Below are 14,704 nucleotides of genomic sequence, written 5' to 3'. Positions count from 1 at the left end.
CCTCGATGCGCCACGCCCTGCCCGCCCTGACCCTGGTTGCCGCGGCCATCGCCCAGGCCGGCCCGCTGGCATATGTGCCCAACGAGGGCTCGGGCACGCTGAGCGTCATCGACACCGCCACCGACGCCGTGCTGTACGAGCTGCCCGCCGGCGCCAAGCCGCGCGGCACCGTCATCAGCCCCGACGGCCGGCGCGCCTACGTCAGCGACCAGCCCGGCAACCGCCTCGTCGTCATCGACCTGGCGGCGCGCCGCCTGGCCGGCGAGATCCCGCTCGGCGAGTCGCCCGAAGGCCTGGGCCAGTCGCCCGACGGGCGCTGGGTGGTGGCCGCCGTCGAGGAGGCCAACGAGGTCGTCTTCGTCGACACGCGCACGCAGGCACGCAGCTTCGCCGTCAAGGTGAAGGGCAAGAACCCCGAGCACGCCGTCTTCAGCCCCGACGGGCGCTGGGTGCTGGTCAGCGCCGAGGAAGGCGGGGCCGTGGACGTCATCGACGTGGACCGGCGCGCGCAGGTCGCGCAGATCCCCGTGGGCACGCGGCCGCGTGGCATCGGCTTCTCGCCGGACGGCCGGCGCGCCTTCGTCGCGGCCGAGATGTCCAGCGAGATCTACGTCATCGACACGCAGAGCTTCACCGTGCGCGACAAGCTCATGGCCGGGCCCAAGAGCAACGGCATCAGCGTGCACCCCGACGGCCGGCGCGTCTTCATCTCCAACGGCGGCGACGCCAGCGTGTCGGTGCTGGACGTGGAGCGCATGGCGCTGGTCGCCACCATCCCGGTCGGGCAGCGGCCGTGGAACATGGCGCTGACGCCGGACGGCCGCAAGCTCTACGTCGCCTGCGGCCGCTCGGGCGCCGTGTCGGTCATCGACACCGAGACGCTGCAGCGCGTGGCCGACGTGGCGGTGGGCAAGCTGCCCTGGGGCGTCGTGGTGCGCTGAGCGTCATGAAGCAGCGCGCCTTTCAGCGGCTCCGCTGGGCCGCGCTGGCCTTGGCCGTGCCTGCGGTCGCCCAGGCACAAGTCCGGCTGGAGCGCGTCGAGGTCGTCGCGCTGTCGCCCGTGCCGGGCGTGGACGTGGCGCGCGACATGATCCCGGCGCATGTGCAAACCGCTCGGTCCGTGGACATCGAGCGCAGCCAGGCGCCGGACCTGGCCAGCTTCCTGAACCGGCGCCTGGGCAGCGTCCACCTCAACGAGGTGCAGGGCAACCCGCTGCAGCCCGACGTCAACTTCCGCGGCTACACCGCCTCGCCGCTGCTGGGCACGCAGCAAGGTCTGTCGCTCTATCTCGACGGCGTGCGGCTGAACCAACCCTTCGGCGACGTCGTCAGCTGGGATCTCATCCCCAAGTCCGCCATCGCGTCGCTGTCGCTCAACCCCGGCTCCAACCCGCTGTTCGGCCTGAACACGCTGGGCGGCGCGCTGGCCGTGCAGACCAAGGACGGCCTCAAGCACCCGGGCACGTCGCTGCAGGCGCTGGCCGGCTCGCACCGCCGTGGCGCCGTCGAGTTCGAGCACGGCGGCAGCGCGGCCGACGGCCGGCACTGGTTCGTCACCGGCCACCAGTTCGACGAGCGCGGCTGGCGGGCCGACTCGCCGTCCCACGCCAGCCAGCTGTTCGCCAAGCTGGGCCAGCGCAGCGGCGACACCGACCTCACGCTGACCGCGGCGCTGGCCCGCACCCGGCTGCACGGCAACGGCCTGCAGGCGCAGCAGCTGCTCGAACGCGACCGCGCCAGCGTCTACACGCGGCCCGACATCACGCGCAACCGCTCGGTGCTGCTCAACCTCGCGCTGTCGCACAGCCTGGACGCGCAGTGGACGCTCGGCGGCCACGCCTACGCGCGGCGCATCACCACCGCCACCTACAACGGCGACCTCAACGACGACGCGCTCGACCAGTCGCTCTACCAGCCCAACGCCGCCGAGCGCGCCGCCCTCGCGGCCGCGGGCTACAGCGGCTTCCCCGCGGCCGGCGAGAGCGCGGCCAACACGCCGTTCCCGAGATGGCGCTGCATCGCCCAGGCCCTGCTGCAGGACGAGCCGGGCGAGAAATGCAACGGCGTCATCCACCAGACCCGCACGCGCCAGCGCAGCCAGGGCTTCACCGTCCAGCTCGGCCACGACGGCCGGCTGTTCGGCCTGAAGAGCCAGTCCCTCGCCGGCCTGGCGCTGGATGCCAGCCACAGCCACTTCACGCAGGGCTCGGAGCTGGGCTACCTGAACCCCGACCGCAGCATCACCGGCGTGGGCGCCTTCGGCGACGGCGCCAGCGGCGGCAGCGTGGACGACGCGCCCTACGACACCCGCGTGGATCTGTCGGGCCGCACGCACACGGTCAGCGTCTTCGCCAGCACCGTGCTCACCGTGGCGCGCGACGCGCACCTGACACTGTCCGGCCGCCACAACCGCAGCAGCGTGCGCAACCGCGACGCCATCACGCCCGGCGGCGGGCCGGGGTCGCTGCACGGCAACCACCGCTTCAGCCGCTTCAACCCGGCGCTGGGCCTGACCTTCGCGCCCGCGGCCGGCCTCAACGCCTGGGCCAGCTGGAGCCAGGGCAGCCGCCATCCGTCGTCCATCGAGCTGGGCTGCGCCGACCCGGCCAACCCCTGCAAGCTGCCCAACGCCTTCGCCGGCGACCCGCCGCTCAAACAGGTCGTCACGACCACCGTCGAAGCCGGCATCCGGTCCAGCGCGGGCCGGGGCCTGGCGTGGAGCCTGGGCGTCTTCCGCGCCGACAACCGCGACGACCTGCTCTTCGTCGCCGACGACGCGGCCGGCTTCGGCTACTTCAAGAACTTCGGCAAGACGCGCCGCCAGGGCGTGGAACTGGGCCTGAGCGCCCAGCCCGCCAAGGGCCTGACGGCGGGCGCGAACCTGACGCTGCTGGACGCCACCTACCGCAGCGCGGAAATGGTCAACGGCGCGTCCAACAGCCGCAACGATGCGGCCCTGGCAGGCTGGCCCGGCGTGGACGGCAACATCGACATCCGGCCCGGTGACCGCATCCCACTGCTGCCACGCCGCATGCTCAAGCTGCATGCCGATCTCGACCTCGGCGATGCGTGGACGCTCGGCGCCGATGCGGTCGCGATGAGCGGCGCCGCAGCGCGCGGCAACGAGAACGGCCAGCACCGGCCCGATGGCACGTACTACCTCGGCGCGGGCCGCAGCGCGGGCTATGCGGTGATCAACATAGACGCGGCCTGGAAGCCGACGCTGGGCCTGAAGCTGTTCGTCCAGTTGAACAACCTGCTCGATCGCGCCTACGCCACAGCCGCGCAGCTCGGCCCCACGGGTTTCGACGCCGCGGGCAACTTCCAGAGCCGCCCTTTCGCGGCCAACGCCCACGGCGACCGGCCGCTGCGCCATGCGACGTTTTATGCGCCGGGCGCACCGCGCAGCGTGGCGGTGGGCGCGAAATACAGCTTCTAGGCGCGAGCCCTCGGCGCCCGGCCCGCGCGGCGCAGCGTCGCTGCAGCAAGGCGCAAGCCACAAACGCGCTGCGCAGGGCTTGGCGCGATGCAGAGCACGCCTTGGACAGAAAAATACCCAATATCCACGGGTACTTAGCAATCTCTTAAGGTTCGGCTAGCAAGCATTTAGCGGCGCGCCGCCGCCCCGATTCCTACAGTGGCTGCACGGTTCGATGCCAGGCGCAGCGAGCCCTTCGACACACCACTCAGGGAATCCGAGATGCACACCTCATTGCAAGAAATCCTCGCCGTCCGCGGCACGGCCATGGCGCCGCGTTTTGACATCTACGCCAGCATCCACAAGGGCCTTCGCCTGATGCTGGCCGACCTGGTCACCAGCGCCGGGCGCGTCGACCCGGGCGACCCGGCGTCGCTGCAGCAGCTGGCCGGCAAGGTCGAGGCGGCGGCGGACTTCTGCGCGTCGCACCTGAAGCACGAGAACGCCTTCGTGCATCCCGCGCTGGAGCGCGCGCAGCCGGGCGCCAGCCAGCGCATCGCGACCGAGCATGTGGGGCATGGGGGCGACATCGAGGCGCTGCGCACCCATGCCCGCGCGCTGGCCGGTTGCCCGGCGCAGGACCGCGCCGCCGCGTGCCGGGCGCTGTACCACGCGGTGAGCCTGTTCGCGGCCGACAACCTGGCGCACATGCACCTGGAGGAGACCGAGCACAACGCGGTGCTCTGGGCGCATCTGGACGATGCCGGGATCATGGCCGTCCACCACCAGATCCTGGCCGCGCTGTCGCCCGCCGAGATGATGGCCTCGCTGCGCTGGATGCTGCCGGCCCTGGCGCCCGCGGAGCGGCTGGGCATGCTGGGCGGCATGCGGGCCAACGCGCCGGCGCCGGTCTTCGGCGCGGTGCTGGCGCTGGCGCGCGAACGGCTCGACGACGACGACTGGGCTGCGCTGGCGCGCGGCCTGGACCTGCCGGTCGCACCTGGCCTGGCGGCCTGACGGAGGCCCGCGATGAACAACAACAAGCGCTATGGCGCCTGGTGGCTGCGCATGGCTGCGGTCTACCTCGTGGTGGGCGTGTCACTGGGCAACTACATGGGTGCGACGCACGACTTCGGGCTGCGCTCGGTGCATGCCCACGTCGACCTGCTGGGCTGGGCCAGCATGCTGGGCTTCGGCCTGGTGGCACAGCAATGGGCCGACACGCTGAGCCCGCGGCTGGTGGCGCTGCAGTTCTGGCTGCACCAGCTGGCGCTGCCGGCGATGCTGTCGGCGCTGGCGGCGCTGATGCGCGGCGTGACGGCGGCCGAGCCGCTGGTGGGGCTGGGCTCGGCGGTGGTGGGGCTGGCGGTGCTGGCCTTTGCCGCCAACGTCTGGCTGGGCACCGGTGCCAAGCTCAGAGCGGCATGAGGGTTTGACGCGGGTCAAACGCGGTGCGCGTGCTTTTTCAACCCCTCACACCTTGGGTCGGAACCGTCATGACACGCTGGCATGCTTGGCGCCTCACCCGTCAGCCGTACGAGACGACCCTCATGTTGCACACCGCCCCTGCCCCTGCCCCCGACCGCGACCAGACCCTTGGCGAAGAGATCGCCAATGCCGTCAGCCACGGCCTGGGCGCGCTGCTGGCCATCGCGGCGCTGCCGATCCTGGTGGTCCGCGCGATGAACCACGGCGGTACGGCCGACGTGGTGGCCGCGGCGATCTTCGCGGCCACGATGATCCTGCTGTACGGCATCTCGACGCTGTATCACGCGCTGCCGAACACCCTGTGGCAGGGCCGCGCCAAGGCCGTCCTGCTGCGGCTGGACCATGCGGCCATCTACGTCTTCATCGCCGGCAGCTACACGCCGTTCACGCTGGGCGTGCTGCACACCGGCCCGGGCGTGACGCTGCTGATCGCCGTCTGGGCGGCGGCCGCGTTCGGCGTGGCGATCAAGCTGCTGAACCGGCTCAAGCACCGTTTCGTGTCCACGGGGCTGTACCTGGCGATGGGCTGGGTGGTGGTGTTCGCCGCCGGGCCGCTGCTGGACCGCCTGCCCGCCGCGGGCCTGGCGCTGCTGGTGGCGGGCGGCCTGAGCTACACGCTGGGCGCCTTCGTTTTCTTGCTGGACAACCGGGTGCGCTATTCGCACTTCGTCTGGCACCTGTTCGTGCTGGGCGGCAGCGTGTGCCACTTCTTCGCGGCGCTCTGGTACGCCTACGGCTGAGCGTTGCGCAGACGGTATTCGTGAGCTAACGCCGCCGCGCGGCGGCTTGGCACGACCAGCGTGCAGCGTTTTTGCCGCGGCGTGATACATTCGGCGCATAGATTCGCGCAAGACCGTTTCCTCAAGGTCTTATCTGCAGCCCCGCCGGCCACCCCCTGGCCCGATCTCGCGAGCGGCTCGCTTCAGCATCAACTCCCGGTGAGTGTTCTTGAGTGTTTCTGTCTCCGCACGGCATGACGCCAGCGGAGTGTTCCTTCAATTCCATATTTCCTAAGGAAACACCATGACTATGCAAACCGGTACCGTGAAATGGTTCGACGACGGCAAGGGCTTCGGCTTCATCACGCCTGACGACGGCGGCAAGGACCTGTTCGCCCACCACAGCGAAATCAAGAACAGCGGCGGCTTCCGCTCGCTGGCCGAAGGCGCCAAGGTCGAGTTCGAAGCCAAGCAAGGCCCCAAGGGCCTGCAGGCTTCCAACATCCGCTCCATGTGAGCGGCGCCGCCTTGCCAGGCCGCCGCAAGGCGCCCGGCAGGCGGTAATCTTTCTCTCGGGCCACCGCGGCCGGCATTTGTCAGCCCGGCGGCCACCACCATAAGAAGAACATGAACAACAACAAGAACAATATCGCGGTGGGTCGCTATCGGGTTTCACCCATGTCCCACGCACGGGACGACGGCGCCTTTCACGCCGTGGTCTCGATCCAGTCGGGCGAGGGTATGGCCAGCGTGGACCGCATCATGCAGTTCACGCCCAGCTTTCACAGCCCGCAAGCGGCGTTGCGCTACGCCAAGGCCGAAGGCCTGGCCTGGGCGCGCCGTCATTGAACCGGGGGGCGGCTTGCCGTCCCACTTCCCGCCGGCACGGCTGCGTGCCCGGCCTCGCGTCTCAACTCTCGCAACACGGAGCCCCACACGTGGCTAAGGAAGAACTGATCGAAATGCAGGGTGTCGTGCACGAAGTGCTGCCCGATTCACGCTTTCGCGTGACGCTGACGAATGGCCATGAGGTCATCGCCTACACCGGCGGCAAGATGCGCAAGCACCACATCCGCATCCTGGCCGGCGACAACGTGTCGCTGGAAATGTCCCCCTACGACCTGAGCAAGGGCCGGATCACGTTCCGGCACCTGGAGCGCCGCGGCCCGCCGACCGGCGGCTCGGGCGGTGGTCAGCGCCGCTGACCCCAACGGGCGGCCTATCCAGCCGCCCGCATGACCGCGGCCCGCCAGGCGGCCAGCGCTTCGCTGTCCGTCCAGCCGTCGGCTGCGTCTCCGATGACGACCTCGACCATGGCGCCGCCCTCCAGCACGTGCGAGGCGACGGCCCGCGCGCCGAGCCAGAAGCGCTCGCACCGCGCGACCTCCAGCAGGGCCTCGCGCAACGCGTCGGGCCCCACGGGCAGGTGCAGTTGGAAGGCGTTCACCTGCGGCGGCTCGGGCGCGATGCGCCAGCCGGGCTCGGCCGTCAGCGCCGCGGCCAGCGCCTGCGCGCGCTCGCGGTAAGCCGCCATGCGCGGCAGGTGCCGCCGCAAGCCTTCGCGCGCGCTGAGCACGAAGGGATAGAGCGTGTGCACATTGCCGGCCAGCCGCGTCTGCCAGGGCGCGATGGCGGCGATGAAGTCCGCCTCGCCCGCCAGCATGCAGCCGGCCAGGCCGCCCAGCCCCTTGTAGAACGACACGTAGACCGAGTCGGCCAGCGCGGCGATGTCGGCCAGCGGCCGGTCGTAGTGGGCGGCGGCCTCCCACAGCCGCGCGCCGTCGAAGTGCAGCGGCACGCCGCGCTCGCGGCACCAGTGGCTGATGGCGCGCAACTCGCTCCACTCGGGCAGCCGGTAGCCGCCACGGCGCAGCGGCAGTTCGACGACGACGGCACCCGGCAGCTGCACGTCGCGCGCGCAGGCGTCCAGCTGCGCCACGTGCAGCGCCGTGTCCACGAAACCCAGCCGGCCGCCCTGCAGCCCCAGCAGCGCCTCGAAGGCGTCCTGCTCGTCCAGCGCGATGTGGCCTTGCTGGTGCAGGGCCACGAAGCGGTTGTCGCGGCGCTCGGTCCAGACCTTCAGCGCCGCCAACTGCGCGGCCACGCCCTTGTGCATGAAGCGCGCGGCGGGCTTGCCCAGCAACGCCGCGACGTCAGCCTCCAGCTGCTGCAGCGCCTGGCCTTGGCCGTACACGTCGGGCGGCAAGGCGGCCTCGGGCAGCTCGGCCAGGGCCAGCAGCGATTCGCGCATGCTGCGCAGCGGCCGGTGGCCATTGAGCCAGCGGGTGCACTGGTTGCGCAGCTCGACATCGGCGACAGCGGCGTTGACGTTGGAGTAGGCGGGAGAGGGCATCGATGGTCTCGTCACGGCATTCTGCGCCGCCATCGGCGGCCCGCGCCCACCGCGCCGCAGCGCCCTTGCCAGCGGGGTTCACTAAACTCTCGCCCTTTTTGTTCGCGCGCCCGCGTGGGTGCGCCGTCCCGATGCAAGCAGCCCTGCCGCAGCCCCCGACACCCGAGCCTCTGGCCCGGCTGCTGCTGCAATGGGGCGTGCCTCCCGTGGCGTCGAAGCCGGTGCCCGAGCGGCTGGGCGGCTGGCTGGGCTGGGCGGATGCCATCGGGCTGTCGCAGGTGCTGGCCACGCCACCGGCCGCCGGGGCCAATGCCGCCGCACGCCGCGAGGCACTGGACTGGGCCAGCGCGGCGCTGGACCGCCTGCAGACCGAGCTGCCCGCAGCCTTCGACGATGCGCTGCTGGCGCGCGATGCGGCCGAGGCCGCGCCCGAGGGCATGCCGCTGGCCGACCTGCTGGCACCCTACCGCCTGCATCACACGCAGCAGCAGCGCAGCATGGCCGCGCGCGTGGCGACGCTGCGCGAGCGCCTGCGGCCGCGGCTGGCCGAAGCCTCGGGCGCGCTGGCGCGCCTGGCGCAGCTGGACGCCGTGCTGGAGCGCGCCGCTATCGCGCAGGAGCGCCAGGCCCTGGCCGGCCTGCCCGCGCTGCTGACCCGCCGCGCCGAGACCCACCACGCCGCCGACCCGCGCCACTGGCGCCGACGCTTCTGGGCTGACCTGCAGCGCGCGCTGCGGGCCGAGCTGGACCTGAGATTGCAACCGGTGCTGGGCTTGATCGAAGCCTTGCACGCCGACGATTCCGAATGAACCGCTTCCTGAACGCCCTCTACCCCCTGGCCCTGGCCGCCGGCCTGGCCGGCATTGCCGGCGCCGCACTGGCCGCCGCGCGCCACCATCCGGTGGCGCTGGCGATGACGCTGCTGATCGCGGCCTTCTTCGTCATCGGCGTGTGGGAGCTGGCGGCCTTCCGCCGCGCCAGCCGCGAGCTGGGTGCCGCGCTCGCCGGCGAGCCGGCCGACGGCTGGGTCGACACGCTGCCGGCCGCCCTGCGCGCCGGCGTGCAGCAGCGGCTGGAGGGCCTGCGCGTGCCCCTGCCGGGCCTGGGCCTCGCACCCGCGCTGGCGGGGCTGCTGGTGCTGCTGGGCATGCTGGGCACCTTCATCGGCCTGGTCATCACGCTGAGCAGCACGGCCAGCGCGCTGGGCGCGACGGCCGACCTGGCCGCGCTGCGCACGGCGCTGGGCGCGCCGGTGCAGGGCCTGGGCCTGGCCTTCAGCGCCAGCGTGGCGGGCGTGACGGGCTCGGCCATGCTGGGCCTGATGGTGGCGCTGGCGCGGCGCGAGCGCGCGGCCGTGTCGGCCCAGCTCGACGCGGCACTGCTGGGCCGGCTGCGGCCGCTGACCGGCGCGCACCGGCGTGCGCTGGCACAGCAGGCGGCCGACGCTCTGGCCGCCGAAACGGCAAGGCAGCACCAGCTCGAACTCGTCGCCCAGCTGCAGCAATTCGCGCAGCAGATGGCCGACCAGCTCGCGGCGCAGAACGCGCAGTTCCATGGCGAGACGAGCCGGGCCTACACGGCGCTGGCCGCCAGCGTCGACACGACGCTGCGCCACAGCCTTGCCGAGAGCGCCCGCCTGGCCGGCGCGGCCATCCAGCCCGCGGCGGAGGCCGCGATGGCCGGCATCGCGCGCGAGGCCGCGGCGCTGCACGAGCGCGTCGGTGCGCAAGTGGGCGAGCAGCTGACGGCGCTGGGTTCGCGCTTCGAGGCCGGCGTCGCGCAGATCGCCCAGCAGGGCGAGGCCGCTGCCCGCGCCCAGGGCGAAGGCCTGGCGCTGCAACGCGAGGCCGCGCTGCAGCTGCTGGCCGACACCAGCGCCGCCACGCAGCAGGCCGTCGATCGCCTGGGCGAACGCTGGGCCACCGAGGCGCAGGCGCTGCTGGCCGCACAGGCCGCGGCCGACGCCGCCCGCGCCGACGCGCTGAACACGCAGGTCCACGCGCTGGCCGAGCAACGCGCCGCGGCCCAGCAGGCCATGGCGGACACGGCCGAGCGCTTTGCCGCGCAGACGCAGACGCTGCTGGACCGCGTCGCCGAGGCGCAGGCCCGCCAACAAGCCGCGCAGGCCGAGCAGGACGCGCAGCGCCGCGCCGAAGCCCGCGCCGATGCCGAAGCCATCGCCCAGCAGCGCGCCGCCAACGAGCAGCTGCTGCATGCCCAGCGCGAGGCCGCCCAGCAGCTGCTGGCCGACAGCGGCGCCCGCGCGCAGCACGCGCTGACCGAGCTGACCACCGGCTTCGCGGCCCAGACCAGGGACTTGCTGGACCGCATCGCCGACACGCAGACCCGCCATGCCGCGCTGCAGGCCGAGCTGGACGCCGAAGCGCGCGCCGAGGCCCGTGCCGAGGCCCAGGCGCTGGCGCAGCAGCGCGAGGCCAACGAGCAGCTGCTCGCCGCCCAGCGCGAGGCCGCGCAGCAACTGCTGGCCGCCAGCGGCCAGCGCGCGCAGGACGCGCTGACCGAGCTGACCGCCGGCTTCGCCGCGCAGACGCAGGCCGCCATCGCCGCGCTGGCCAGCGCGCACAGCCAGCTGCAATCGGCCCATGCCGCCGACGACGCCGAACGCCTCGCCGCCTGGCGCGCCGAACTGCAGGCCGCGGGCGCGGCGCAGCTGGCCCAGCAGCAGCAACTGGCCGACGGCCTGCTGCAGCACACGCGCGATCTAGTAGCGCAGAACGAGGCGCAGGCCAGGACCACGCTGACCGAAGCCGGCGCGCTGCTGAAGGCGGCCGGCGAGGCGCCGCGCGCGGCCGTCGAGGTGGTGGCCGCGCTGCGCGAGCAGCTGGCGCAAAGCCAGGCGCAGGACCGCGCCGCGCTGGCCGAGCGCGCCGAGCTGATGCAGACGGTGTCGACGCTGCTGGCTTCGCTGCAGCAGGCGGCCGGTGAGCAGCGCGCGGCCATCGATGCGCTGGTGGGCAGCACGGCCACGCAGCTTGAGGCGCTGGGCCTGCGCTTCACGGCGCAGGCCGACACCACCGGCCAGGCGCTGGCCGAAGCGGCGACGGCCATCGCCGCCAGCGCCGCCGAGATGGGCAGCCTGGGCGATGGCTTCGGCGCGGCGGTGGCGCAGTTTCAGGGCGCGAACGCCGAGCTGGTGCAGCACCTGGCGACGCTGGAGGAGCGCCTGTCCGGCGCGATGACGCGCAGCGACGAGCAGCTGGGCTACTACGTGGCGCAGGCGCGCGAGGTCATCGACCTGTGCCTGGGCTCGCAGAAGCAGGTGCTGGACGCGCTGCAAGGGACCACGGCGCATGGATGAGCCGCTGGAGATCGAGCAGGAAGGCGTGGGCGCGCCCGCCTGGGCCGCCTTCGGCGACCTGATGGCCGGCGTGCTGGGCGCGTTCGTGCTGGTGCTGGCGGCGGCGCTGGTGGGCCAGCTGGACTTGGCCAACCAGCTGCAGGCCGAGGTGGCACAGCGCCAGGCCGAGCAGGCGCGCCGCGAGGCGCTGGAACGCGCGCTGGCCGGGCCGCTGGCGGACGGGCGCATCACGCTGGTCGAGGGCCGCATCGGCATCAGCGGCGCGGTGCTGTTCGCCGTCGGCTCGGACCAGCTGCACGCCGACGGCCGCGCGCTGATCAAGAGCCTGGCCGTGCCGCTGCGCACCTACCTCGCGCAGCGTGACGAGATCCTGATGGTCAGCGGCTTCACGGACGACCGCGGCCTGATCACCGGCAAGGGCGCGCCGAAGTTCGCCGACAACTGGGAGCTGTCGGCGCAGCGCGCGCTGAACGTCTCGCGCGCGCTGATGGCTGAGGGCCTGCCGCCGGACGCGGTGTTCGCAGCCGCCTTCGGGCCGCAGCAGCCGGTCGCATCCAACGACGATGCCGCCGGGCGGGCGCTGAACCGGCGCGTGGAGATCGCGCCGACACCGCGGCCGCGGCGCGCAGCAGCGTCGGCCCCGTGACGATGGACGCGCTGGACGACCCCGTCGCCTGGGTCGCGGCGCAGCCCGCCGGCGACCCGGTGCGCCAGCGCGTGCTGGAGGCGCTGGCCCGCCGCGCGGCCGCGCAGCCCGCCGGCGCGCTGCGCGAGCGGCTGGTCGCCCGGCTCGTGCAGCGCTCGCAGATTGAACCGGCCACACCGCCCGCATCCCGCCCTGCCAGGGCCCAGAGCCCGCTGGCCGAACTCGTCGCCCAGCTGCAGCCGGCCGGCCCCGAACTGCGCAACGTCGCGGCCCACCGCCGCACCTGGAGCGCGCTGCGGCTGACCCGCCGTATGGCGGAGGTGAGCGCGCCGGTGCCCGAGCATCTGGGCCCGCTGAACAGCCAGGTGCTGGTGACGCGCGCGCTGCAGCAGCTGCAGGCCTTGTCCCCCGACTACCTGCAGCGCCTGCTGAGCCAGCTCGACGACCTGGCCGCGCTGGCGCCGCTGCAGGTGCCCGAGGCCGCCGACAAGCCGGCCCGCAAGCCCTCGGCGCCGCGTCGCCGCTGAGCAGCGCCCGCGCGGATACGCGCTGCGTGGCCGCCAGGCCAGCCCGCGCCGACGCCCGTTCCGGCTTCGGGAATTCGCTTATTGGAATGGCGTTCCAAAATAATGAACATGCGTTTCGTTTGGTGCGACGCACCGGCGGATGCCTCCGACATCCGCTTTCCGGCGGGCCGGCGCTGCTGTTGATCGCTGCCGTCTGCCCTGGCCTGTGACTGTCTCCAGGACCCCTCGTTGCGCCGACGCTGCGCGGCCGCTCTCGCGGCTGCACCCTCAAAAAGCACGAACTGGAGACAAGCAATGAACGGAACTCTGATGAAACGCCTGTGGCAAGGCGCACTGGGCCTGGCACTCGTGGCCGTGGCGGGCGCCGCCGCCGCCGCACCCGGCGTGCGCACCGTGCCGGCCTGCACCAAGGTCAACGTGCCCGCCACCATCGACGTGCCGGCCGGCACGACCTGGGACGGCGTGGCCAAGTACGGCAAGTGGGTCTGCCTGGTGGGCACGGCGTCCAACATGAAGGGCACGCAGAGCGAGAGCCAGATCCCGATGTTCAAGCTGAACAACGGCGCGACGGTGAAGAACGTCGTCATCGGCGACGGGTCCCTCGGCAGCGGCACCAACCTGGCCGCGGGCGGCGCCGACGGCGTGCATTGCTACGGCGTCTGCAACATCACCAACGTCTACTGGGCCGACGTGGGCGAGGACGGCGCCACGGTGAAGAAGCTCAGCGGCGTGACCAGCAAGCTGACCATCAGCGGCGGCGCGGCCTTCAAGGCGGCCGACAAGCTGTTCCAGCACAACGGCGACGGCACGCTGGTGATCCAGGACTTCTATGCCGACAACATCGGCAAGCTCTACCGCTCCTGCGGCAACTGCTCCACGCAGTACGCCCGCAAGGTGACCGTGACGGGCGTGCGCCTGGGCACGGTCAACGCGGCCGGCATCGGCGTCAACAGCAGCTACGACAGCAAGTCGGGCATCGCGGGCAAGTACGACGTGGCCACCATCACCGACCTGGTCTACGGCGGCTCCAAGCCCAAGTGCGAAGGCTTCGTCGGCACCGGCTCGGGCAACGAGCCGGTGAAGGACACCAACGCCAGCAACGTCGCCCGCGCCTGCGTGTTCAAGTGATGGGCAGCCGTCCGCTCGCCTGGCTGATGGCGGCAGCGGCGGCGGCCGGACTAGGGGCGCTGGCCCTCGGGCCGGCCGCCCCGCCCGCCGCGGCGCCAGCGGCGGACGCGCCTGCCGCAGCACCCACGCCGGTGCTGCAGATGATCGGGCTGGCCGCGCCCACCGCCGGCGAGGCCAGCCCGGACCTGCGCGCCGACATCGAGGCCCTCGCCGGCCGTTGGCGCGCGCTGCCCGGCGGGCTGGGCAGCGGCAGCGCAGCCGAGCGCGCGCTGTGGCGGCACAGCCTGGCGCGGCTGCAGCCCTGGCTGGAGCGCCAGCCGCAGGCGCTGTGGCTGGCCTTGCCCCGGCTTGGCGAACCGGCCGCGGCGCTGGGCCAGGCGCTGGTCAGCGCGCTGCTGTCGCGCGACACGGACGCCACCCTGCCGCAGCTCGAAGCCCTGGCCGGCCTGTGGCCCGAGCGCGCCACGCCGCTGTACGAGGCACTCCTGCATCGATGGGCCGATCAACGCCAGCACCCGCGCGCCGTGCAGGCGCTGGCGCGCACGCCGCTGGATGCCCAGACCAAGGAGCGGCTGCAACAGGCGTTGCTGGCCCGCTGGGCCGAGGCCGCGCCGGAGCAGGCCGCGCGCTGGGCGCTGGCGACACCCGGCCAGGCCGCGTTGCTGGCGCCGCTGCACGACCGCTGGCTGCAGCAGGACGCCCGCTCGGCCACCGTCTTTGCCAGCACCCTGCCGCGCGGCGAGAGCCGCCAGGCGCTGCTGGACGAGGGCCTGTCGCGCTGGACCGCGCAGGACGGCCCCGGCGCGCGCGACTGGCTGCGTTCGATGGCCCCGCTGGCGGAGCTGGACGAGGCGATCGCCCGGCATGCCAGCGCCGACGAACTGGCCCGCCACGCGCCCTTGGAGGCCATGGACCTGGTGGCCCGCATCGCCACGCCCGAGCGCCGCTGGCAGGCCTGGCAGGCGCTGGCCCGCAACCTGCACGACATCGACCCCGGCCAGGTGGAGCCGCTGCTGGCGCGCGCACCGGGCCTGTATCCGGCCGAACGCGCCCGTCTGCTCGACGAGCTGCGGTAGCCCAGGCGGCGTTGGCCCCGGCTTGGCGAA

15 protein-coding genes are annotated in these 14,704 nt (G+C 72.8%); 14 read left to right on the top strand and 1 reads right to left on the bottom strand.

Annotation, left to right across the window (positions count from 1 at the left end; translation table 11 throughout):
• The first annotated feature begins 5 nt into the window (after positions 1-5).
• The 8 genes from ASD35_RS00880 to infA all read left to right on the top strand — a co-directional run bounded on the left by ASD35_RS00880 (position 6) and on the right by infA (position 6,830).
• Positions 6-941 carry a beta-propeller fold lactonase family protein gene (locus ASD35_RS00880; protein WP_056873020.1) on the top strand — a complete coding sequence of 312 codons (936 nt, stop codon included), beginning with the start codon at positions 6-8 and terminating at the stop codon, positions 939-941.
• A 5-nt stretch (positions 942-946) separates the two neighbouring features.
• Positions 947-3,439 carry a TonB-dependent receptor gene (locus ASD35_RS00875; RefSeq protein ID WP_056873019.1) on the top strand — a complete coding sequence of 831 codons (2,493 nt, stop codon included), beginning with the start codon at positions 947-949 and terminating at the stop codon, positions 3,437-3,439.
• Between the two features lie 261 nt (positions 3,440-3,700).
• Positions 3,701-4,435, top strand: a complete 735-nt coding sequence (locus ASD35_RS00870; protein WP_056873018.1) for a hemerythrin domain-containing protein — start codon at positions 3,701-3,703, stop codon at positions 4,433-4,435.
• Between the two features lie 12 nt (positions 4,436-4,447).
• Positions 4,448-4,846: a hypothetical protein gene (locus ASD35_RS00865; protein ID WP_056873017.1), complete on the top strand. Its 399-nt coding sequence runs from the start codon at positions 4,448-4,450 to the stop codon at positions 4,844-4,846.
• A 122-nt stretch (positions 4,847-4,968) separates the two neighbouring features.
• Positions 4,969-5,646 carry a hemolysin III family protein gene (locus ASD35_RS00860; RefSeq protein WP_056873392.1) on the top strand — a complete coding sequence of 226 codons (678 nt, stop codon included), beginning with the start codon at positions 4,969-4,971 and terminating at the stop codon, positions 5,644-5,646.
• A gap of 289 nt (positions 5,647-5,935) precedes the next feature.
• Positions 5,936-6,142 carry a cold-shock protein gene (locus ASD35_RS00855; protein WP_056873016.1) on the top strand — a complete coding sequence of 69 codons (207 nt, stop codon included), beginning with the start codon at positions 5,936-5,938 and terminating at the stop codon, positions 6,140-6,142.
• A 110-nt stretch (positions 6,143-6,252) separates the two neighbouring features.
• Entirely contained in the window at positions 6,253-6,474 is a 222-nt protein-coding gene (locus ASD35_RS00850) for a hypothetical protein (protein ID WP_056873015.1), read from the top strand.
• An 89-nt stretch (positions 6,475-6,563) separates the two neighbouring features.
• Complete coding sequence (infA, locus tag ASD35_RS00845) at positions 6,564-6,830, top strand: translation initiation factor IF-1 (RefSeq protein WP_056873014.1); 267 nt, start codon at positions 6,564-6,566, stop codon at positions 6,828-6,830.
• Between the two features lie 14 nt (positions 6,831-6,844).
• Here the strand turns inward: infA and ASD35_RS00840 are convergent, their stop codons facing one another.
• On the bottom strand, positions 6,845-7,978 hold the full coding sequence (locus ASD35_RS00840; RefSeq protein ID WP_056873013.1) for a low specificity L-threonine aldolase: 1,134 nt from the start codon (positions 7,976-7,978) through the stop codon (positions 6,845-6,847).
• Positions 7,979-8,109: 131 nt separating this feature from the next.
• On the opposite strand from ASD35_RS00840, the gene ASD35_RS00835 reads away from it, so the two are divergent.
• The 6 genes from ASD35_RS00835 to ASD35_RS00810 all read left to right on the top strand — a co-directional run bounded on the left by ASD35_RS00835 (position 8,110) and on the right by ASD35_RS00810 (position 14,674).
• On the top strand, positions 8,110-8,787 hold the full coding sequence (locus ASD35_RS00835) for a DUF3348 family protein (RefSeq protein WP_056873012.1): 678 nt from the start codon (positions 8,110-8,112) through the stop codon (positions 8,785-8,787).
• Entirely contained in the window at positions 8,784-11,297 is a 2,514-nt protein-coding gene (locus tag ASD35_RS00830; RefSeq protein WP_056873011.1) for a hypothetical protein, read from the top strand. The genes ASD35_RS00835 and ASD35_RS00830 overlap by 4 nt, the downstream gene beginning before the upstream one ends.
• Positions 11,290-11,943 (top strand): OmpA family protein, encoded by a 654-nt coding sequence (locus ASD35_RS00825; protein WP_056873010.1) that lies wholly within the window; start codon positions 11,290-11,292, stop codon positions 11,941-11,943. The genes ASD35_RS00830 and ASD35_RS00825 overlap by 8 nt, the downstream gene beginning before the upstream one ends.
• A gap of 2 nt (positions 11,944-11,945) precedes the next feature.
• Positions 11,946-12,470, top strand: coding sequence for a DUF2894 domain-containing protein (locus ASD35_RS00820; RefSeq protein WP_056873009.1), 525 nt, complete (start codon positions 11,946-11,948; stop codon positions 12,468-12,470).
• 294 nt (positions 12,471-12,764) lie between these two features.
• On the top strand, positions 12,765-13,598 hold the full coding sequence (locus tag ASD35_RS00815; protein WP_082579795.1) for a pectate lyase: 834 nt from the start codon (positions 12,765-12,767) through the stop codon (positions 13,596-13,598).
• Complete coding sequence (locus ASD35_RS00810) at positions 13,598-14,674, top strand: hypothetical protein (RefSeq protein ID WP_056873007.1); 1,077 nt, start codon at positions 13,598-13,600, stop codon at positions 14,672-14,674. The genes ASD35_RS00815 and ASD35_RS00810 overlap by 1 nt, the downstream gene beginning before the upstream one ends.
• Positions 14,675-14,704: the final 30 nt, after the last annotated feature.

This window comes from Pelomonas sp. Root1444, assembly GCF_001426885.1.
GTDB lineage: Bacteria > Pseudomonadota > Gammaproteobacteria > Burkholderiales > Burkholderiaceae_C > Pelomonas.
Note: the sequence above shows the minus strand (reverse complement) of the source record. Positions and strands in the feature narration are given on the sequence as shown.

Excerpts from the sequence above, each read along its gene's own strand:
- ASD35_RS00880 (WP_056873020.1), top strand. The coding sequence starts at position 6 with ATGCGCCACGCCCTGCCCGCCCTGACCCTGGTTGCCGCGGCCATCGCC.
- ASD35_RS00875 (WP_056873019.1), top strand. The coding sequence starts at position 947 with ATGAAGCAGCGCGCCTTTCAGCGGCTCCGCTGGGCCGCGCTGGCCTTG.
- ASD35_RS00870 (WP_056873018.1), top strand. The coding sequence starts at position 3,701 with ATGCACACCTCATTGCAAGAAATCCTCGCCGTCCGCGGCACGGCCATG.
- ASD35_RS00865 (WP_056873017.1), top strand. The coding sequence starts at position 4,448 with ATGAACAACAACAAGCGCTATGGCGCCTGGTGGCTGCGCATGGCTGCG.
- ASD35_RS00860 (WP_056873392.1), top strand. The coding sequence starts at position 4,969 with ATGTTGCACACCGCCCCTGCCCCTGCCCCCGACCGCGACCAGACCCTT.
- ASD35_RS00855 (WP_056873016.1), top strand. The coding sequence starts at position 5,936 with ATGCAAACCGGTACCGTGAAATGGTTCGACGACGGCAAGGGCTTCGGC.
- ASD35_RS00850 (WP_056873015.1), top strand. The coding sequence starts at position 6,253 with ATGAACAACAACAAGAACAATATCGCGGTGGGTCGCTATCGGGTTTCA.
- ASD35_RS00840 (WP_056873013.1), bottom strand. The coding sequence starts at position 7,978 with ATGCCCTCTCCCGCCTACTCCAACGTCAACGCCGCTGTCGCCGATGTC.
- ASD35_RS00835 (WP_056873012.1), top strand. The coding sequence starts at position 8,110 with ATGCAAGCAGCCCTGCCGCAGCCCCCGACACCCGAGCCTCTGGCCCGG.
- ASD35_RS00830 (WP_056873011.1), top strand. The coding sequence starts at position 8,784 with ATGAACCGCTTCCTGAACGCCCTCTACCCCCTGGCCCTGGCCGCCGGC.
- ASD35_RS00825 (WP_056873010.1), top strand. The coding sequence starts at position 11,290 with ATGGATGAGCCGCTGGAGATCGAGCAGGAAGGCGTGGGCGCGCCCGCC.
- ASD35_RS00820 (WP_056873009.1), top strand. The coding sequence starts at position 11,946 with ATGGACGCGCTGGACGACCCCGTCGCCTGGGTCGCGGCGCAGCCCGCC.
- ASD35_RS00815 (WP_082579795.1), top strand. The coding sequence starts at position 12,765 with ATGAACGGAACTCTGATGAAACGCCTGTGGCAAGGCGCACTGGGCCTG.
- ASD35_RS00810 (WP_056873007.1), top strand. The coding sequence starts at position 13,598 with ATGGGCAGCCGTCCGCTCGCCTGGCTGATGGCGGCAGCGGCGGCGGCC.